This window comes from Halorubrum salsamenti, assembly GCF_007671685.1.
Classification (GTDB): Archaea; Halobacteriota; Halobacteria; order Halobacteriales; family Haloferacaceae; genus Halorubrum; species Halorubrum salsamenti.
The window spans coordinates 1-22,152 of sequence record NZ_VCNL01000010.1; the positions used below are offsets into that span (position 1 = coordinate 1).

The window sequence follows — 22,152 nt, forward strand, 5'->3', positions numbered from 1 at the left end:
GAAGACGCGCCACGACCAGTTCCATCTGATTCATCGCCATCAGACGAGATTACGCGGCTGTCGATGTGATCGACTGACACTGAGTACGTCCTGTTCTAAATGGGTGTTTGATTGTTTCCTGTTAGAATTCCCACCACCTTTTGAATCAGTACGCACGTGACCGAGTCCAGTGTATTGCTTCACAAGATTATCTGCACCTACCTCAGAGAGAACTTCATAAAGATCGAAGCCATCAACAAGTTTCACGTTTAGTTCATCAGCTAATTCTTTTGCTTGACGTGAAAATGAACTGGTTGTCACAACTACGACGGCGTCAATACCATCCCCTCTACGGAGAAGGCTGCTGTACTGTTGGATTTCGGGCCCTCCGACTTTGTTTTTGCTTCCCCATCGCTTCACTTGTATCAGATGCTTCTGCTCGAATGGACTATCTTTCTCAGCAATAACATCAATTCCACGGTCATTTGAGCCGGATGTAACCTCTGTTTCCCACCCATATAGATTCCACAACTTGGCGATAAATTCCTCAAAATCGTATTCGTCGATCTGCCGGAGGTTGGATAGAACCTCCTCCTGTTCAAAATCCATCTTAGTAGGACAGAGAATTGCTACGACAAATTGTTGTTGGTGGAACTGAAGAATACTCAGTTAATACATCAGTCATATGTTGTCTTAGGAATTGGTTCTGTTAAATATGCGCTGTATCTCGCACGGCTATCGGAACACCTCTCTGAACTGGTAGAATCCTCGGTGGTCAATACGCAGCTCTCATTGACCGGATAATTCAGGCGAGAATATGTCTGAAAAAGAGGATTTCAACAGAGCCACTACAGCCGGGTCAGAACATATCTCCTGCTGAGGATTCCAACAGAGCCAACAAACAGAAAATCTCCGTCTGATCTACCCTCACTCGATCGGCAACGTCAGACAGTACCCCTCCACTTCGGGCTCAAGTGAGATCACCTGCCGGCGCCGTTTGAGCTCGGTTCTCCGTTCTGAAACTCGTTCATCGAGTTGCTCCAGCCGACGCCGTTGTCCTCGAATCGAGATCTCCATGTCCTGACCGGCCGCAGCCTGCTGTTGGTACTCCGAGATGAACGCCTCAATTCGTTCGCGCTCGGCCGCCGCATAGGCCTCTAGGGTCTCCCGCTCCTGTTCGACCTCGGTCTCCCGGTCGGTCTTGATCTCCTGCTTCGTCGTCGACAACACGTTGGCCACGTACTCTTCCGCAGCGTTCTCAAGGATCTCCCGATCGCTGAGCAACTCCCGAATTGTTCCACTATCGGGCTTGGCCCGAATCGTGTCGGCTTCTAACACCTGCTCGCCGACGGGCCGGCGAGGACTGTGACTCCCCAGATCGACGAAGACCGGGACGATCTCCTCTTGGATGGTCTCACCTGTCCCGTCCTCGAACCCAACTCTATAGACGAAGGTGATCCCAGGCTGATCGACAAACGGCAGCAGCTTCAACCCGACTAACCCATCCTCGGCAGTCAACAACTGTTCGCGCAGCCGTCGGACGAGAGAGTCATCGGGAGAAAGATACTCGATATCCTTATGCTCCATCGCGAAGTCTCGGGAGAAGGTTACTGGCCCACGCGTCGACTCACCACCGGAGTCCGACAGCACGGCCGGTACATGGGCGTCGTACAGCTGGGTCCCGCGCTTCTCGAGGCGCCCGCCGAAGGTCTCCAGGCCTCGATCGACGAAGGCCCGGATATCTGCCTCTGTCCCGAAGACATCTGCGGACTCATCGATTACGTCCTGAATGCGCTGCCGGCTCTCTGCGTCGAAGGTGCTTGGGTCGATTAGACTTCGATCGTACCACTCCAGCAGGGTTTGTTCGCGCTCCTCCATGAGCGACTCTAACTCTGCGGCGGTGGCTTCAGGTGGCTCTTCGTCCTGAACTGATCGCATGATCAAGTTGTCGATGTCGATATCGTCGAGCATCCCCAGCACGTCTGCCGTCGAACCGACCTTCGAACGGATATTCTCGACTTTCTCTTGTAACAGCTCGAAAATCTCTCCTTCCCGAGTGCCAGCGAACTGGAAATTCCAGACCTTCACCTCCTTGTCCTGTCCATAGCGGTGGATCCGCCCAATCCGCTGCTCCAAACGATTCGGGTTCCACGGGAGTTCGTAGTTCACCATGATGTGGCAACTGTGCTGGAGGTCGATCCCCTCACTCGCTGCATCCGTCGCGAACAGCAGCCGCGGTTCGCCGTGGTTGAATTGGTCTTCGATCTGCTGCCGCTCGTCCTTGTCGACATCGCCGTGGATCGTGAGAATCTCGTCGGCCCAAGGCTGGTCGGAAACCTCCGCTAACAGATAATCGAGTGTATCACGATACTCTGTAAACAGCAGTAGCTTCTCTTCGGGATTCTCCTCCAGTAGTTGCTGGATGTAACGTTTGACCTGCTGGGCCTTCGTGTCGACGGGGATGGATTCTGCCTGACTCACCAGGTCCTGTAACATCTCTATCTCCGTCCGGAGTGCGTCATCGCCCTTGACGACGGTCAGGGTCTCCAGATCTTGCTCGGCCGCCTGTTGGTCAGCCTCCTCTAAGTCTTGGCCGTCGAGATAGGCCTCTGCCTCCTCCGAGAGCTCCCGGTTAGCGCCGCCTTCCTCCAACAACCCTTGGAGCCGTCGGCGCAGTGTCTCTCGAATCGCGCCCACACTGGAGACCAGCCGCTTTTGCATCAACGCCATCGCGAAGCCCACAGCGGGCTCGTTGAGCTGCTCAGATCGGTTGTACACCTCTTGGACGTACTCCGTGACGCCATCGTACAGCTGTTCCTCGGCAGGCGTCATCGACACCTGCATCGTCTTCACTTCTCGGTTGGGAAAGATCCGTTCGCCGTTGTCATCGTAGATGGTCTGTTTCCCACGCCGGATCATCACCTGCTCAACGGTCTCGCGACTCAGCTCCTGATCTTCTGCGACAAGCAGCGGATCGAGATAACTGATGAGTGAGCGAAAGCCGTCGCCCTTGCCATCATGCGGCGTCGCACTCAACAGCAGCGCCGACTCGGAGTTTCGAGTGACGCGTTCGGCCATTTGAGAGGTTACAGAGGGGCTCTCTCCTCGCTTGGCGGCCTTGTGAGCCTCGTCGATGATGACGACATCTCGGAAGGCGTCCTCCAGAGCGGGTTGAAACTCATCTTGGCGGAGGAACGCCATGCTCGTGATGAGTTGGACATCGTCTTGGTCCCAGATGTTAGCCGCGTCGCCCAGTCGGCGTCGCTCGCCCTCCACCCAGGCTCGGTCGGCGAGGGTCAGATCGATGTCGAAAAAGCGGTTCATATCCCGGACCCACTTCTTCTGCAGGTGAGCGGGGACGACAAACAGGACGCTGTCAGCACGGTTTCGGGCTTGGAGCTCTTTGAGGATGAGTCCTGCCTCGATGGTCTTGCCTAGGCCAACGTCGTCAGCGATGAGTGCCCGCTGCCGGAGTGACTCCATTACCTGATTCACGCAGGCCAGTTGGTACGGTTCCAGCCGGACCAGCGAGTTCGAGATAGAGAGGAGTTGGCCCTGCTCGTGGGCGATCGTCAGGTTCAGTGCCTCCATCCGGAGGTCGAAGCGGTCGGCGTCGACGGCCTCGTGGTCGGGGTGGAACTGATCGACGTTCTCCGGGAGGGCCTCTACCTGACTGTCGATCGGCGTGATATCGACATCAGCGATGGAGACAGTCTTCGGCCCGACGCCTTCGATATAGGCGCGGAGATACTCAATGTCGCCGACTCTGTCGGTGCGGATGACCTCCGCGGGCTGGTCGTTGATCCGAACGCGATCTCCAGGTTCGTACATCGCTTGTTAGAGGACGTTGTCGTCGACGGTCTTCGGGACGATCTGCTGTTCTGCGAGGGGTGTGATGTTGATCGCAACGCCGTGTTTGTGGTTCGGCTGGTAGCCAGCGGTCGTGATCTCCGAGAGCGCTCGATCCGCCCATTCATCAGAGATCTCGCTAGAGAGCGCTCCACAGGAGTGTGAGATATTCTCCCCGAGGCTAATGTACTCATCCACGTCGCTCGCGAGCTGGGAGATCAGCCGTTGTTCCTCCGAAATGCTTCCTTCATCGAGGCTGGTCTGATCAGCCCCCTCGAGTTTTTCGAAGTAGTACGTCATGTAGAGGATCCCATTGCTCGCGAAGTGTGAACTTCCGAGGAGGTCGTCTGCGAAGTAGTCGAACAGGTCGTACAGATGGGCTTCGACAGGTTCGCTCGTGTCTTCGGCGTAGGCCTCGAAGGCCGTTTCGAGGTCATCTAGCGCGTCGATCCACTCCGCACGGTTGTCTTCGATCTTCCCGTAGAAGTTCCCGGTGAACAGCTCGCCCATGTCGACGTCGTCCATCGCGGCGAGGTCGTCGACGGCCGCCAGCCGCCGTTCGGTCCGGTCCCGGAACTCGGCGACCCGATCGGCGGCCTCAGCGGCGGTCTCCCGATTGTCGTCGGATAAGCTCCGGGGAGCGGGCTGTACGAGCTCGGCCATGCACTCCTCAAATGCCTGGATCTGTTCGATTCCACTCTGGTAGCGGGTGTACTCTTTAGCGGCCTCGGACTGCTCGCTCGAAGATAGTGAGTCGTTGTTTCGACGGCGATTCGCGGTGTTTCGACGATCTCGCAGGAGCTCTTTCCGCGGGTCGAGATAGCGGTTTTGTAGTCGATCGAACACCCCCTCGTCCAGCTGGTGATAGTCAACGAGGCAGCGGAAGCCCTCGCCCTCGGTGTCAGAAACGAGTCGGTCAGTGGTGAGCTGCCAGAGGATGGGCGTCCGATCGAACTTCGTGACGTGATACGCAAAGAGATCCTCTTCAAGCCAGGCTCGGAGGTTGGGATAGGCCTCTTCGGCGGCGCTCCGACTCCCGAGCACGTCGTCGACTTCCGCGAGGCGGGCGTCAGCGTGGTCGCCCCAGACGCGTTCGAACTCCGCCTCGATGTGGGTGAGGAGGTCGTCCTCGCCCTTGACCGCAGAGAGGGGGATGATGCCATCGTCGCTCTCACGGACGGCGTGAAGAGTGAAGTGAAGGAGCAGATCCTTGGTCATTCCGTCAAAATTCTCGGGGATGTCGTCGATCGACTCCGGGTCTGCTACCTCTCGATCTTCTGGACTTTCGACTGTCCTAAGGAAGATTTCTTTCCTGATTTTTTCGAGGGAGGTGGAATTTATATTGAGTGTATCACCGAGTACTTCATTGATTTCGTTTGCGAGGGATTCGATCCGCTGCTGCCGCCGCCGCCGAATCTCCTCCCCCTTTCGCGCAGCTGCCGAAAGAGACTGATCCTCATCGGCAGTCTCGAACAGCTCTGTTGGTTTGATCGAAAGCGTCTCGATGTGGGGATGTGTGTAGAAGAATCCGGATACGGCGTGCTCAGGAAGGAGTTTTGGTCCGATATAATAGGGGCTACCCATGTTGTGAACGTTCTGCTTAACGAAGAGGTCATACTGTTTCTGCGTATTCTCACGAAGTTCGTCGTGATTTTCTAGCTCGCTGAACCACGGCAACATCCCAATATATCCAGATTCCCACTTTCGTTCTGGTGTTAGACATAGCATGATGCCGTGAAAAACATCGGAATTCAATGCTCCGAGAAGGAGCCATGGGTCGACATCATCGGTGAACAACATATTGCTTGCGTGCCCGAATAGTCCACCAGACGGGTAATATCCGAATCGACGCCCAGTTCGCTTTATATACGCCCAAGTCAAACCCTCACGTGTCTGGTACGACATATTCCGAAGGACTGAGTTTGGGGCCCGGTCAACCTCAGCACCATCGTCGGTCCAATTGATGACTTCGTCAACTTCTGGTAGCGTCCAGACATCCCCTCCGGCGTTAGTGAAAGGTCTAAAGACATCGTCTCTAGCTTCCCATTGTTTCCGAAGGAACCGATCATTATCAGCAGTTGCAAGTCCCTGCTTCACGTCGCCGATCCCTTCCCCAGGAATCCCTGGTACCTCGGGATCAATCTTCATGTCTGTATCGTGAAGATTTCGAACCTCAGATGGAAGCGAGTAACAGATCGGAGTCCCCGGAATTTGATCGAACTCGTCTAGATCAACTTTGAAGTACCTGTCCACAGAGCTTTGTGGTTCTCCGAATGCGGTATCAAGATAGACGGGCTCTTTCTCTCCCTTCTCACAGTCATGTAACCGGATGAACGTCCCTGTGGTACCTTCTCGTGCACCGCTTCGAACGACAGTCCCAACAGTTCCGACCGTCGCATTATCCAAAATCCCGTACCCAAATTCAGAGAGGAAATCGAACGAACCACGTTCACCGATGAAATCGGAACGGAATGACTCAAACGTTTGATTGAACAGGAATGACCAAGGGACGAGCATCCCAATTCGTCCGTCAGCAGTGACTAGCCGATCACATACTTCAAAGAAATTGATGTAGTACTCCTGAAGATATTCGTAGTGCCCTTCAGAATACTCACGAACTGGTTTCGGCATTCTACCACGGGATCCATACGGCGGATTCATCAACGCCGTATCGTACTCCTGGGTCAGCACCACCAGCAGATTCAGGAAGCTCCGGAGGTTCTGCTCGCCAAACGAGTCGCCCGTTCGATCCGCAACGGCCCGCCGAAGCGCCTTCAGGAACGAATTGAGCGACTGGTGTGCGCCCTCGTTGTAATCTCCCAGCTCGGTCTGTGTCTTGCTGGCGTCGAACGCTTCTTCGAGCGTCCCGCTCACGTCCAGTAAGCTCCCGAGCGCCTCGGTGTGCTGGAACGTCTCGATGATGTCGTCGAGTGCCTCCCGAAGATCGCTCCCTTCGCCGGTGATCTCGTCCAGCACGTCGACGGCCTCCTCGACTTCGGCGACGCGGGCGTCGGCACAGACGATGCCGACGTTGGGCATCTCGAAGGTCCCGTCCTCCTCCTCCTCCTCCTCGGCGCGAGTGCGAGCCTTGAGGTAGAGATTGAACGCCGAGAGCTGACAGGAGCGCAGATCGATGTCGACGCCGTAGAGGTTGTGCTCCAACACCTTCGCCGGAATCTCTGCTCGATCGAGGTCGGTCTCGGCCCACCAGATCCGCTCCAGAATGTCGAACGCGTAGAGGAGGAAGTGCCCGCTGCCGCAGGCGGGGTCGATGACGCGCAGCTCGCGCGGGTGGTCGAACTCGGGGGCGTCGCCGGGCTCCTCGTCGGGAATGAGGTAGGTACAGAGCTCCGGAACGCTGGGAGAGTCCTCCGGCGTGACGAGGCGGTTCTTCCGCTCGTCGGGAGGGAGGGCGTCGGGCTCGGGGATGGCGTCTTCCTGCTCAGTCGCTTCGAGATACAGCTTCCCGAGGGAGTTGTCCGCGAGCATGCGCACGACCCAGTGCGGCGTGTAGAACTGATTCGCCGGCCCCACGTCCTCGGGTTCGAGCGAGTTCTTGGCGTCGAGCGCCTCGACGACCGGGCGGTTGTAGTACTCGTACACCCACCCGAGCACGTCGTCGGCGCGCCACACCGCGTCCGGAATCTCGTTGAGCTCCGCAACCGCGTCTTCGAAGAGATCCGGATCGATATCCAACACCGTGTACGGCGAGCTCGTATCGAAGAGGAGCTCGATCTCGTCGTCGAGCCGCTCACACGCATCCTCGAAGGCAACGATGAGCGCGTCGTCGGGCCCGACATCGAACCGTTCGCCGAGAACTTGTTCCGCTGCCGGCGTCAGTCCGGAGTCGCCGATCTGGGTGACTGGTTGGTCGAGAAAGCCACGCACCTCCATACACCGGAGCGCTGCCAGCCGATTCACGAGCGTGTAGCCGACGCCGGTCACGTACTGATCGTAGGCCCACTGCCACGACTTCTCGCCCGGATTTTCGTACTCGATCGCCTCGACTAACTGCTCTCGTACCGTCTCCGCTTCCCCAGAGAGCTCCTCACCACCCTCCTTAGCGCTCAGATCATACTGATGTTCGAGCTCGTACTCGATCTCACGTTCGACGAGCTCCCGGAGATCGGTGACGACGTCCTCGAGATGCTCGCGCTCTGCCTTGTCGAGTTGGGCTTTCCGCGGAGATGAATCGGACCCAGACACAATTGTATACTACCCTCAACGCAGGCTACATGAACCTTCGCATGGCAAGAGGGCGGATGTGCCCGATGTGTTGGAATAAATCAGTACAAGAACATCTAAGTGGGCACCTCTCTCCATTTCTGTCCATGGCAAACGGCCGGCCGCAGGGAGACGATTCCGAGATCCGATCCCTGAACGGCCAGTTCAGTCCGGACGAGACGCATATCGGGCTCGTCGCTGCAAGCCTGGATCTGGAGCAGACCCGCGCGATTGTCGAGTTGTACAACGAATGCGGAGATTGGACGACGACGAACGAGCAGTGGCTGGAACGCCGCGAAGCGGGCCGACTCACCATTGAGGGATCGCGTCGGGCGTACAACGCAATCAAACCCCGATTACAGGAAGGCGGTGGTGGCCTCCCACCACTCAAGCACTTGCCAGATATCCTCGGTGCATGCCGCAAAGAGCGGGACCAGCTACAGGTGTTGTTCTGCTATCTCGTCGCCGAGGATGCTGTCGTCCGCTATGTTCTCCATGAGTATCTCCAGCAACTCCAACGCCGGAGCGTCAGCGCGCTTGATTTCTCAAACGAGCAGATTATCGGATTCCTTGATGAGTTCCGGCATACCGACGGCTCTCAGCTGGACTTCTCAGAGTCGACGAAAGATCGCTGGGGGACGAACTTTCGGGGCACCCTGCGATCGGTCGGCGTGATTCAGTCTAAGCAGGGAACCGACGGCGATGTGCCGAGTATCGGCGACGTTCCCTTGGAGGTGGCTGCGTACTGGTCCTGGCAACAGCTGGATGACGAGTGGCTCATGAACCCGCTCGGATGGCGGTACCTCTTTCAGCCCGAATCATTCTGGAGCCCTCAAAGCAACCGGCTCGCAGAATCCACCCGGTGGTCCACGCATGAGTCCCACGGGCGGTTATGGTATGAACCGGTCGACGATTTCTACGCTAAACTCGGAGAGACAGAATGATCGACGACGACCATCTATTCGACGACCCCGACCCGCAGTTCGAAGAATCGATCCGCATCGACCGAGACCTCGAGATGGAGGACGCAGCTGAGCGGCGTGATGCCCAGTATCGTCGCTACTTGGATGACTATCATCTTACGGAAGCCACCGTCACCTTCCTGGAGGACCTCTTCAGCCACTTCCACGAGGAAACCCCCGACGCCGACGAGCGGAACCACTGGCTCTATGGCTACTACGGTAGCGGAAAGAGCCACCTTCTGACTGCGCTGGACCTACTGGTCGACACCGAGCAAGTCGAAGCTGCCGGCAGTCAAGCTGTCTGGGACCGCTTCGACGACAACAATGCCGAACCGGCGCTAGGCGAGGCATGGGAGGCGATGCATGACGAGACGCTCATCGTCCCGATCTCGATTAACTTGCTTCAGTACCAGGGCGTTCGCGAACAGAGCTTCAGTGAGATCGTCCTCCAGGAAGTCTACAAACAGCGGGGTTTCGCCGATCGACTAGATGTCGCCTTCTTTGAGGAGGAATTCCAGCGTAGTGGCGGGCTGTTCGACACCCAGGCGGTCTGGAACCAGCGCGAGCAGCTCCTCAACCAGATCCTTGGCGACGAAGGCGTCACCGACCCAGCGTATGATTGGGACGACGTCCGACAGTACCAGATCCTCTCGGACATCCTGCTCCCGGATCTCACCGAGCGAGCGACGGGGATGGTTGACAACCTAGAGGACATCCAGAACAAGAAGATCGGCCAAGAACTCGCCGTCCAGAAAATCGAGTCGTACAGACAGGAACTCGAGGATGAACATGACCGTCCGGTGAAGATCGCCCTCCTGATGGACGAGGTTACCCTCTTCATCGGGGGGAACTATCAGCGGCTGTCCGAACTGAATGCGCTCGCGGAGGGGATCAAAGACGTCGGCGAGGGCAACATCATCTCCGTCGTCACCGCCCAGTCGAACATCGAGGACGTTCAGCCCGGTCTCGCTGTCAAGCAGCTCAACTTTGGAATCCTCAAAGATCGATTCCCACAGCAGTACGAGCTCCCGAGCCGCCACGTCGGGGAAATCGTCCAACAGCGCCTGCTCGCCAAATCCGAAGAGGGCACAGAGTGGATCGAGTCTAACGCACTCACGGCAACGGTCGATCCCAATATCATGCTCACCTATCGCGAGGTCACCCAGAACACAGCGCCACCACTCGATTCTCTCGATAATGAGCAGTTCATCCAGTACTACCCGCTGCTTCCGTATCAGCCGGCGCTGTTCATGGAGATCCTCTCGAACCTCCGGAACCAGCTATCCGATGCCACGAAGTCCATCTTCTCGGGGACGGCTCGAGCTGTGCTGTCCCTAGTGGCAGGATTGCGTACAGAGTGGGCCGACAAGGACAGTGACATGCCGGTCATTAGCTTGGTCGATTTCTACGACCTCGTCCAGTACGAGCTACAGGACATCATTCCAGACAAGACCGACGTCATCGCCGACATCGAGGACGATCCAGAGACAGACAAGTTTGACGTCAAAGTGGCCAAAGCCGTCCTGCTGTTGTCCTATGTCCCCGAGATGATCCCCCAGACCGACTCAAATCTCGCAACCGCGGTCATGGACGACCTCGAGGGAGACATTCGCTCGAACGTTCAAAACCGAGTGCGGAACTCCTTGGAGGGAAGCCTTGAGAAGTATATCCGCCCGGACACCAGCACCGACGGATCCGATCTCCGGCTCACGGATCGGGAAGAGCAGCAACTTATCGCTGAGGCTAACGAGCTCGAGACTCAGCCCGACTGGAATGAGATCATCGACACGCTGGACAACCGCCTGTGGGGCGATATCATCGCCGAACTCGACCTGCCGGTAAGCTACGAGTGGGGTACCGATGGCGACGATGAGACCGCTTATCCGGTCGGCTACGCCTTCCAGATCGATGGCACCGACCTCGAGACCGGCTACAGCGACAGTGAAGATCCGGTCTTCGACGTCGATGTCGTCGTCCGCGGACTGCGGCCGGACGTCGACACCGACCGAATCGCGCAGGACAAACTCTACTGGCTGCTGGAGACGGAGGGTGTCGGTGAACTCCGCACCCAGCTGTGCGAGTGGTGGGCCCTCGAGAAGGCGACACGTCGGACGAACCCGCCCGAATCAGTCGTCCGGGACCGGAGAGATGCTGCCAACCGCGTCGTTGACAAGCTACGTTCGGCACTGGCCAACGGGGAGTTCACCGTCCAAGCTGACGACCTCTCGACGTTCCCGAACGCGCTGTCAGAGTACATTAGTGAAATCTACCCGGATTACTTCCACCCGGACTTGGCCAGGGTGAGTGAGGCACACCTGGATGAACTCCGCCAACTCGACGACGATGATGCGCTTCCAGGGTGGGCCGAGACCATTGGCGTTCCGGAGCAGTCGACAGGTGATTTCGCAACATTCAGCGACATCGCATTTGAGGTTCGGAAACGGGTCGGGACCCAAATCCAACAGAGTGAGCCTGGCGTCGACGTGGCCACGATCCTGGATCGGGTCACCGAGGAGGAACCGCTCTTTAGTGTTGAATCCAACAGCGGCCATGATCCATCCCCCGCACTGATCGCCGTACTCTGGGGCCTTTGCCGGGCAGGAGTGTTCAGAGTCACAACGATCGACGATGACCCGGCCGAGCTTGACGCCCTACTCAGCCCCCGCAGACACACTTCTCTTACCCTCTCGACGGTTCCTACTGGAAAGCGAGCGAAGGACGTTTTCGTTGAACACAACATCATTGAGCCGACCGAAAGCGAAAATCAGGGCTACATCAACGCCGCCGAGTGGCTCGAGAACATCGAGAGTCGGGCGAGCGGCCTCGCAAGCAACGTCGGTGTCAAAGCCGACACCACGTTCGAAACGGCGGGCGTCAAGACGTTCGTTGAGCGTCTCGCCACCGAAGCCGAAGCGATCGAGGATGCAGCCACAGAGCGACGCGAGGACGTTACCAGTGTCGAGACGGCTGAGCTTGAGGAGATGATCGAGGCGGCAGAGGAACACGATGACATCTTGACGATGGCCGAGACTCACTGGGACGAACGCCTTCCTTTCCTCCTACAACTGGAAGGCCTCACCCGGCCTGAACTCCGCGAGGTGGAGTGGTTCAGCGACGATGTCCACGATCAACTCACGATCCTGGCCGACCAGGTCGAAACGGCCAGCGAGACGGACTGGTGGACCGACGACGGATGGACCGCGTTCGTTGACGACCTCGATGCACGCCGACCCACCCTAGAGGCTCTTGAGAAGGCGTGGAGTGACCAGCAAGCCAAAACGACAGTCGACACACTCCAAGCGGATCTCGAGGGGCATCCGTGGCTCCAACAGCCAATGGAGCTCCCCACGACAGTCAGGGACGGGTTCAGAGTCACCTATCTCGACCCGCTTCGAACCTTCCACACTACCGTCGAACACATCATGACTGTGGTCGAGGACCTGACCGACCCGGAGCCAAGCACGAACAACACGAGCGCCCTGACGACGACACTGGGCCGACTTGATGGCCGTCTCGACTGGGATGCCCTCTCGACGGAGACGGTCGAGCAGCGCCGAGAGCAGCTCGCGACGGTCGACCGACTGGTCGACGGTGAGGTGCCCGGTGAGCTGACCGGTGTCGGCCTCCTGCCTGATGATGCTGACGCGCTTCGTGCACAAATCGAGGAACTCGAAGAGGAGGATATGGACCTAGACCTAATCGACGCCGACGGTGGGGTGATCGTCCGATGAGCAAACCGGCGACTAATCCACTCGTCCAGTTCGCTACGGAGTTGGTCGACTTCGCCCGTGGCGAACGACGAGGGATCCGGAATCCCTTCGTCATGGTTCCCGTCGAACCGGAGATTGAGAACCAAGTTACCAACCGGCTTGAGGCGTGGGCGACCACACCTGACGGTGCCCTCGCCAACTGGGAGGATGCCACAGACACCGACGGCAATGCTGTAAGCGTAACGCCCGTCCGACTGGATGCTCTCCTGCCTGAAACGACAGCATTCGAGACTACCGTTGATCTCGGCCCCCTCGAGCGTGTGGAGGCGGCCGCCGTCGAGGACACACTCAAGCGAAACCTCGCCTCGGAGTTGGTCGATGGACTCATCGCCGACTACATCGAGGATGGCAGGGTAACCAACGACCGCTCATCAGTGCTTGTCCTCCTGAATCTCGGGAGTCTGTACCCGTTCACCCGAGCCTCGGAGTTACTCGATGAGCTCGACCGCAAAAACGTCAACACCACTGTTGGAATCCCCTTCCCAGGGTCGGTTACTGGTGGTCGTTTGAGCTTCTTCGACGAGCGTGCGCGCCACTACTACCCGGCGCACCGAATCGGCAACAAAGTGACTGCGGGGTACCTGACCGATGTCTGAATTTGATACACTGGCTGACCTATTCCCGGCGGACCGCCAACCGACTCGCGAACTTGAGCCGATCCAGAAGGTCGACAAGACCGACCAGATCGAACGCGACATCGATGAGTTCTACGAGACAAAAAGCGCCAGGCGCGTGCTGCGGGAAACCGCTGCGATCGTCGCTAACGATGATGTCGACCATCGGTTCCGGTACGTTCATGCGACCTTCGGCTCTGGGAAGTCCCATCTGCTGAAACTCATCGGCGTCGCCACCGGCGAGCTGGACGGTCTGGAAGAATACGCTCACGAGCTCGCACACAAAACAACCGGCTTCAAGGAGTTCCGAGATGCGCTTGCTGACTCTCACATCGATCACCTACAGCCGCTATTCCTGAACCTCCTTGACCGGGATCGGGACGACACCAAACTCCCGCTGATCCTGTATGAAGAGCTCGGACGGCGCCGTGGATACCACACCTCTCTCCCGTGGCTCCTGGAGTTTTGCTGGCAACTCGACATCGAACACGACCTGTGGGACGCCCTCTCGAGCCATGAATATGAGGGGCTGACACTTGACGAGGTCGTCGACCGGCCAGCCTCCCTCCGACCGTGGCTCCAGCAGGCAATCCCTGAGCTCGACGGCGCCGCCGCGGCCGGGTTGAACTCTGCGGCCGCCGTTGACGCACGGATCGATGATGCGGCGGCTGCGATCAAGCCCGAATCGTTCGGCCCCAACGACCTCGTTGACCGCCTCCACCGGACGAAACGCCATCTCGAACGCGACGGTGAGACCCACCAGTTCCTGATCGGGCTGGACGAAATCGCGATCTACGTCGGCGACCAGCAGCGACGGTACGAGGAGGTCGTCGAGACCGTCACCACCCTCATCGACGGGCTCAACCCGCCCATCCTCGGCACGGGCCAATGGCCGATGCGGGACATGCAGCAGAACTTCATTGGCGATGTCGACGACGAAGCGTGGTACGCCCAGGAGGTCAAACTCGAGGGTGCCGACACCGAGACCATCGTCCGGAAACGTTGGCTACAGAAATCGTCAGACGGAGCCGACTACATCAAATCCGGTCTCCTTGACGGCGCCCCGGAGATCGAGCCAGAAATTGCCGAAGAAGCCACCCCACCGGATCACAACGACTCGGTCGAAGCCTACCCCTTCCGCGATCTAGACCTGTGGCTCCTTCGAGATTCAATGCAGGGGCTGATCGAGGGCGACCGAGACACTGACCGCGACTATATTCAGGGCCGTGCCCTCCTTGCCCGAGTTCGTTCGCTGTTCGTCAAGCACGGTTGGGCAAGCCAGCCGCCGGGCGTCGTCGTCCCCTGGGACGAACTGTTCGACATCATCAACGCTGACACCGAACTCATCTCCAGCTGGGCGACAGACCTGATCAACCGAGTTGAGAACACGCTTGAAAATCAAACCGCCACTCGAACAGCTAAGGCGCTGTTCTTGCTCAGTCAGGTCGACACTATTCCCCGCACTGCGGACAACCTGACACGACTTTTAGCCAGTGATGTCGACACGGATCTCGACGCACGTTCCGGAGAGGTCGAGACTCAGCTCGAGGCGATGGCCCGGAAGAATCTGATTCGGAAGAGCACCGAAACTGCCGAACCGACCTATACGATCCTCTCGGAAGAGGACATCCAATTCTGGCAGGAAGTCCAACAGGAAGCCACTGACCTCCCTGAACACCAGGTCCAGAACAACATCCAGGAGCTTATCCAAGAGTCCGATCCGACCCGACTCCCGGATCATGAAGGGACCCAGATAGGGACCTTCGGCGACCGTAGTGGGATCGAGTACACCGTCCGGTACGTCGTCGACCGCTCGATTCCGGACTCCGTTACTGAGGAGTACGACACGATCGTCATCCGACTGTTGGTCCATGATTCTGAGACGATTAGTAGCCAGCGACCACAGTGGCAAGACGCCCATAGCGGGCCGACCGGACGTGAAGACGTCTTGGTCACGGTCGAACTCACCGAGACGATTCGCCGGCAGGTGCGAGAACTGATCGGGATGCAGCGGGTGCTGAGCGGGATGGCTGACCCAAGCCCGGAGCATCGACTCCAACAACAGGACATGCAGCAAGAGGTCGAAGACGAACTAGACGAACGGCTCGACGGAGCTGTAGTGTATCTCCCGCAGCGGGAGGCCGCCTACGGTACCTACCTCGAAGACATCGATACCGCAGTTGTAACTGCTGTTGACGAGAAGTTCCCGAACCGGAAAAACATCGACCATAGCCTTCAACTCGAGGATCTCCAGGACCTCATTGAATTCTTCCATGAAGGGGGTTCATGGCCCCTGAGCGAGGATGATGCAGACGAGCTGGGCGTGAATCCGATCCCACGGACCATTAATAACGGCTGGGCGATGGAGTTTCTCGAACTCGATCGGTTCACAGATGACGAGCGAGTCACTGGGAACCGGATCTTAGAGACGATCAACGGCCGGGGCGGGGCGTTCCTCGGCACTCCCCTCGAAGCGCTCCAAACGCTGCTGTTCGTGTTGGTTGCCGACAATAGAATCGCTCTCCGTGCGGATGGTGAGCGACTAACTGATACTCGAACGATCGCCCGCACCATCACCCGGACAACGCTGTTCGAAGACGCGATCATCGTATTTGATCCATCACCCCCGCCGGAGGACCTGAGTGACGTCTATGCGGCACTGGTCGGTGAGAAACCGGAGACCGATGATACCCAGGAGCTGCTGGACGGACTGAAAGAGTGGGCCACCGAGCACCCAGACGCATTCAACACCGTCATCGCACGGACGAGCCTCGAATTCGACAGCCGCCATTCGCTCGACGCCCTCGAGGATGCTCTCAGGCCGGCCTTCGCTGGTGAAGCGTTGGACGCGGATTACCTGACTAACGAATCCGTCGTCGAGCAGGCCGAGCGGTATTCCGAAGCTGCTCCCCTGTTCACGACTGATGACGACACGATGGATCCGCTCTGGGACCGGGCAGCCGACATTAGCGCGTGGCTCACAAAGCACTACCCGACAGCGACGATCACGGGACATCTCAGCACAAGCACGAGCGGCTCACAGCTCCCGAGCGCTGACACGCTAGAGTCCCATCTCGAGGAAGCTAGGGCCTTCAGAGTCGAAACGCTCCAGGAGCTCTACAGACAGCTAACGGGTGAGGAAGCGACCGCTGAGGAGGTTCAGACACTACGTGCAGACCTCACCGACGCACTACAGAACCGAGCCCTGAGTGCGGACATTGAGCGAGTAAGTGAGTCGTATCCGCAGGTGGAATTCCAGACACTCCAGGCCGTTATCGACGACGCTGCGGCCGCTGACGAACCCCTGCCCGAGGAAGCCTTTGCCGACGGCGATCTACGAAAAAACGCTGAAACGCTCGCTAACGGCCGCGAACTCCTTGATACCGGGCAGAACGGTACCTCGATATATGACCAACTCAGCGATGTCAACGAAGCCCTCGATGAATGCCACGATGGGTTCGTTACCCAGCAGATCAGCCAGGCCGTCAGCGGGACCACGATCCCGACCACCGATCGCGCAACACAACTGCTCAAGCAAGGACGCGCAATCCTCGAGGAGAATGAGTGTGGTGATACCCCGCCTGAACACGAACTCTGGCAACAAATTTCGAGCTATGACGATGGAACGATCGTCGTCATCGACACGGAGGAGACTCAATGAAACAGCAGCCAACTCACTCACTGACTGACGAAGCACGACAACAGCTCCAACAGGCTTTCCCAGACAGTCACACCGCAGCGGTCAGAGTTGTGTGGTGGGACGACGGCGGCTATCTCGCGGACATCGTCAAGGATGCAACACAGAAGATGGACATTGGCTTTCGGGCCGCCGATGAGTTCCCCCTCGACCTTCGAACTGACGCCGTTGAGGAAGAACGCGAGATGGACCGACCAGTCGTGTGGTACGTCCCCGAGGCGAAAGCGGGGCGTGATTGGTTCCGCGATATCCGGGAAACTGGTGGTGAAGTAGCCTGCAGTATCGAAGAACTCACGGCCGATCTCTATGCGGTCAAACCCTGGGACATCTTCGACGTCGAGCGGCACGACGCCACTACGCGGGCGGAGGTCGCCGACCTGATTAAGCAGAAGTTCCAACAGCGGGGGATCCCCCAGTACGACGCTCTCCGCGAGGAGATTATCACGAAGGGTGGCGGGAAGTTGATCGACCACCTCCTTCGGGATGGCTGGCCGGAAATCAGTCGAGATCCAGAGACAGTCGCTGATGTTCGTCGCAGACTCAACGACGACGTTCCAATTTCAGCCGATGCCGGCCCGGACGAGATTACGGAAACGGTCCGGCGCTGGGCTGTCGCTCAGGCACTCCATCAGAGTGGCGTCGACGCCTCACTGTTCGAGGAGGGGTATGGCGAATCTGCATACAGCCCCCTGACGGAGCTGCTCAACATGGGTGGGACCAGGGCTCGGGCCGAGCAGTATCTGGATGTAGAGTACTGGTCGGATGTCATCCAGAGTCTCGATGATGTCTGGGAGTACGCTGACTGTCCAGTCGACCGCGCCCTCGATGAAGCTCTTTGGGAGGTGTGGCACGATCGGTTCGAGGCCGGTGATCTCGCCACTTGTATTGATCATGCACAGACGAGACAGACCGCACTGACTGTTTATCCTGAGCATACCAGCTGGCGCAATATCTGGGCCCAAGCAGAGCACCTCGCACGATTGCAACATCAGTTCGAAGCTTGGGAGAATCGAACCAGTGACGATGATCCGTTCACGGCGTATGCGGACTCGGAAGACGGAAGTTGGCAGATTGATGACGAAGTGCTCCGACTCCAGCTGACAGGTACTCCCGAGACAGGGATCCCGGCTGCCCACCCAGCGAAGACAACGTTACCGACCCTTCGGGACGAGTTGCTCGGCGATCGGTATCGGGAGTATCTCGACACGCTTGCCAACGAGGTTGAGGCGTCGATGCAGGTCAAGAACCCCCTAGCTGATAAGGACTCAGCGTATGAGTGGTGGACCGATCATGAAGACGAGTTCGAGAAGGCCGGGACCGTTGCCGTCTTGCTGATCGACGCATTACGGTTCGACCTCGGTCAGCGACTCGCCGAAGCACTCACCGATTCCTTCGACGTCACCCACGAAACCCGCCTCTCGACGCTTCCCTCCGAGACGAAGTTCGGGATGGCCGCACTCACGCCTGGGCGGGCGTTCCGATTTTCTGTTGACATGTACAATGGGGCGCTTACACCTTTCCAGGGGGAGCGATCGCTCTCGACCAAACAGCGGCGGGTTGACTTCCTCAGCGACGAAGGCTGGGAAGTCCCCGACAATCGGGATTCTGGATGGGGTCATCATCACATTGCTTACTACGATAAGGAGATCGACGAAGTTGGCGAAGGCGAGATCGGCGAGATGGTCCATCACTTTGACGACTACGTCAACGATCTTGCGGCGATGATTCGGGACAAGCTCGATAACAAGAACTGGGACCGAATCTACGTCGTTACTGACCACGGATTTGTTCTCCTTCCGGAAGGGACGACCACCGAGGCCGTTCCCTCAAAGGCCCCCGACAGTGAGGTGAAGTATCGCCGTGTCGCAGGGGATGACCTGAGTGGGCTTTCCAACGGCGTACACATCTCTACGAACACGCCCGGACTCGACTATCTCGACACGGATATCCAGATCCTCGCTGATCCGCGCCAGTACTTCAGCAAGCAGGGGTACAGCGGCGATCGTTACTACCACGGAGGGCTTCTTCCCCAGGAGTGTATGCTCTCGTTCCTCGAAATCCAGAAGTAAGAGTTAAACCCAGGATAGTCGTCAGGGGGTTAATCTGTATTCGCGACCGGCGTGGACGGCGCTGCCGAAGAAATCTCTGCGGGTTCTTGGAACCGGTACCTGGAGCCCTCCAAGTAACGCTCCTCAGCGTCAAACGCGAGCCACTTTCTCCCGGTCTGTTGGGCCATCTGTCCAGTGGTGTTACTCCCAGCAAAGATGTCCAACACCGTGTCTCCAGGCTCAGTCAAAAACTGAATGAAGAATTTCGGGAGCTCACGAGGGAACCGAGCTGGATGAATATCGGTGTCCGTCTCTTTGCAGGCTTGGAGATATGGAGTTTGTGAACGCGTGTTCGCGATCTCGAGTACGTTGTCCTCAGTATAGGCGCCCCCCAGTGTTTGAACGAGCTCCTCGGTCAACCCCTCCTCGAGAATGACCTCCAAGAGATTCTCCGGCACATCGAGTTTTTCGAGCAGCTCCGACGGACTCTCGTCGACCGTTTCATCGTCGATTGCGTTTCTGAAGTTGGGACGAATTGCCCCGTCTTCGGCTGGTTTGTCGAAGGTATCACTAATTTTGTGCTCGCTCGGACGGGTCTTGGCATCGTATCCCGTCTCGATGAGCCGCTTCTGTGCATCGCTATACTCTTTGAGTACCCGCCGATTATCCGGCTTCTCTCGAGCATTTCCCTTCGAGAGCCACCAGACGTGATTCACAGCGTCCTTGACCCGAATCCGCTCGATAGTTACCCACTGGGCGGGCGTTGGGAGCTTGGCTGGATTATACCAGTAGAAGTCCTGAGCGAGATTGAAGCTTTCACCAATACGGTCGGTGAGGAGCCCGTCATCGTCCGTGAGCGCCGTGAGGAGTTTGAAGTGATAGTGTGAGCGAAGCGGTTGGCCCTTCTGCCAACCGCCGCCGATATCGATCACGAGTGAGCCATCAGCAGCAAGCGCGCTGTAGGCCCGCTCAGCAAAGTCAAGGAACCAGTCGACGTATTCTTCAGGGGACTTGTTCCCGTATTCCTTCTTCCGTTGGAGCGCAAACGGTGGCGAAGTAACCACGAGATCGATCGATTCGTCCTCAACCGCTTCCAGTAGCGATCGACTATCACCGGCGTATGCAGCCCCTTGGATCGGGTTCCCACCAACAGCCTCGACAGACGGCTGAACCTTGACACTCTCGTTCCCAGCTGTCGTGACGTACTGTGGCCTTTCAGCACCCAAGAGATCCGTCACTTGGCTCGGCTCCGTCGTCGCCATCAGGTCCGTAGGGGATGACGCCTGGCCGTCATTATATCGACTCATTGAGCTGTCCTACCTATTCAGCTCATCATATAAAAATGTCTGTAGGATGAGCTGAACACGACGGCTTCTCAGAGGGCCGTCTTCGCTCCTGCCCCCTCCCGACGACACTACTAATACAGTGGTTACAAATCAATCTACAATTACATATGGTGGGGAACGAATCTGATCTCCCCTTTGGAGATGCGTTTAGCCCGGCGCAGCTCGATGTCGATACTGGGGGGTACACGAAGCTCGCTGCGGTCCTCAACCTGGTCGCAGAACACGAGGGTGAAGAAGCGAAGTTCAAGTCAGTCGTTGCTGAGTGCTTCTTCGAAAACTCTGGAACCTCCGATGAGCGAGCACGACTCGTCGTCCTCGGACTCAAGGGCCAGGGGTATCAGCTCGTTACGGACGATTTCTACTTCACCGATCTCGGCGAGCGGCTGTACGACCTCAAGGACGACGAAGACCAGCTGTATCGAGAATTCGCCCGGCATATTCTGCTGAACCTCCACGGGCGGCAAGTGGTTGACATAATTCGAGACCTCAAATCTGCCGGGCAGGATACGACGGCAGACGATATCAAGGACGCTCTCAATCGCTATTACGACATCAGGGTTGGAGAGACGTCGAATCACTGGAGTCAGATGCGTGGCTGGCTCGCTGAAGCAGGGATTCTCGACACAGGAAGTCCGTACTACGAGATAAACACGAGCAGGCTCAACGAGATACTGGGGCTTACTGCGGAGGAGCTCGAAGCGCTCGAAGAACTCACCGATGAACAGCGGGCGTTTCTCCGAGCACTAGCGGTGATCAACCCTGACGAAGCAATCGAGAATACGGAAGTCAGAAAGCTGGCAACGAATATCCACGATCAAGACATCCCGCAAGCGAAAATCACGGAGAACATTCTTGACCCACTCGCAGCGGTTGGATATCTCGAAGTTACCTCCCAGCGTGGCTCACCAAACCTTATCGAGACGACTGAAGCATTCGGTGCTGAAGTTCTTGAACCAATACTAGAACAGTACGCCGATCGAACGGGAATCCCACGAGAGGCGCTTCGACTCAATTTCACTGAGCTCAAAAACGCACTCGATGATGGAAGCTCATCCGAAGAGGAGACCGCACTCACAGCGCTTGGAGTCCGACTTGGGCGACAATTAGGGCTGACGTATGTTGGGCGACGAACCGACGATAACGGGACGAACGAGGCAACCACGGATGTCATCATGGATGATGCGAACCCAACGTTAACGCGGTGGTTGATCCACTGTTCTGCCTCACGGTCGAAGGTAACGCCGACACAGATTGCAAGCGTCACGACAACCGCTCGGCTCACGAATGCTAATACTATCCTCTATGTCGCCCGGTCTGGGTTTCGCGAGGATGCAACCCAGATGGCTGCCCGGATTATGCAAAACGAGCCATACACGATTTTGAAGCTGAGCAGACAGCCAGATCCGGCATACGATGAGAATCCAGCTGTACTGAACGAAGCGCTTGAAGCCCAGCTCCATTCCATTCGCCGAACCAAGGAGATCCCCGACGACGGGCCCTTCCGCGGCCGCTCATTCGGAATCGAGAAGGACACAGGCGCGGCCCAAAGTATGGTACAAGAGTTTGAGGATGATTTCGAACGATTTCAGGAGTCAGAATCCGAGAAGGGAGATCTAACAGACTTCACAGAATAAAGAGCCATGCAAGATAGAGAACAGTTCCC

General features: G+C 57.6%; 10 protein-coding genes. 6 read left to right on the forward strand and 4 right to left on the reverse strand.

Translation table 11 applies throughout. From position 1 onward, the window contains the following. Positions 1-39: 39 nt before the first annotated feature. The 3 genes from FGL94_RS17060 to pglX all read right to left on the reverse strand — a co-directional run bounded on the left by FGL94_RS17060 (position 40) and on the right by pglX (position 8,034). Positions 40-588, reverse strand: a complete 549-nt coding sequence (locus tag FGL94_RS17060) for a restriction endonuclease (RefSeq protein WP_144927810.1) — start codon at positions 586-588, stop codon at positions 40-42. Positions 589-906: 318 nt separating this feature from the next. Beyond that, positions 907-3,810: a helicase-related protein gene (locus FGL94_RS17065; protein ID WP_144927814.1), complete on the reverse strand. Its 2,904-nt coding sequence runs from the start codon at positions 3,808-3,810 to the stop codon at positions 907-909. Between the two features lie 6 nt (positions 3,811-3,816). Continuing rightward, entirely contained in the window at positions 3,817-8,034 is a 4,218-nt protein-coding gene (gene pglX, locus FGL94_RS17070) for a BREX-5 system adenine-specific DNA-methyltransferase PglX (protein ID WP_144927816.1), read from the reverse strand. 125 nt (positions 8,035-8,159) lie between these two features. Between pglX and FGL94_RS17075 the strand changes: the two genes are divergently transcribed. The 5 genes from FGL94_RS17075 to pglZ are packed head-to-tail and all read left to right on the forward strand — an operon-like array spanning position 8,160 to position 19,164. Next, positions 8,160-8,996 (forward strand): DUF1819 family protein, encoded by an 837-nt coding sequence (locus FGL94_RS17075; RefSeq protein ID WP_144927819.1) that lies wholly within the window; start codon positions 8,160-8,162, stop codon positions 8,994-8,996. Beyond that, positions 8,993-12,745, forward strand: coding sequence for a hypothetical protein (locus tag FGL94_RS17080; protein WP_144927821.1), 3,753 nt, complete (start codon positions 8,993-8,995; stop codon positions 12,743-12,745). The genes FGL94_RS17075 and FGL94_RS17080 overlap by 4 nt, the downstream gene beginning before the upstream one ends. Beyond that, positions 12,742-13,380: a BREX protein BrxB domain-containing protein gene (locus FGL94_RS17085; RefSeq protein WP_144927823.1), complete on the forward strand. Its 639-nt coding sequence runs from the start codon at positions 12,742-12,744 to the stop codon at positions 13,378-13,380. The genes FGL94_RS17080 and FGL94_RS17085 overlap by 4 nt, the downstream gene beginning before the upstream one ends. After that, positions 13,373-17,059: a hypothetical protein gene (locus FGL94_RS17090; protein WP_144927825.1), complete on the forward strand. Its 3,687-nt coding sequence runs from the start codon at positions 13,373-13,375 to the stop codon at positions 17,057-17,059. The genes FGL94_RS17085 and FGL94_RS17090 overlap by 8 nt, the downstream gene beginning before the upstream one ends. Next, on the forward strand, positions 17,056-19,164 hold the full coding sequence (pglZ, locus tag FGL94_RS17095; protein ID WP_144927827.1) for a BREX-5 system phosphatase PglZ: 2,109 nt from the start codon (positions 17,056-17,058) through the stop codon (positions 19,162-19,164). The genes FGL94_RS17090 and pglZ overlap by 4 nt, the downstream gene beginning before the upstream one ends. A gap of 29 nt (positions 19,165-19,193) precedes the next feature. On the opposite strand, the gene FGL94_RS17100 is transcribed toward pglZ, so the two are convergent. Then, a complete protein-coding gene (locus FGL94_RS17100; RefSeq protein WP_144927829.1) occupies positions 19,194-20,405 on the reverse strand; it encodes a DNA-methyltransferase in 1,212 nt (403 codons plus the stop codon). Positions 20,406-20,596: 191 nt separating this feature from the next. Between FGL94_RS17100 and FGL94_RS17105 the strand changes: the two genes are divergently transcribed. After that, positions 20,597-22,123, forward strand: coding sequence for a restriction endonuclease (locus tag FGL94_RS17105; protein WP_144927831.1), 1,527 nt, complete (start codon positions 20,597-20,599; stop codon positions 22,121-22,123). Positions 22,124-22,152 lie beyond the last annotated feature (29 nt).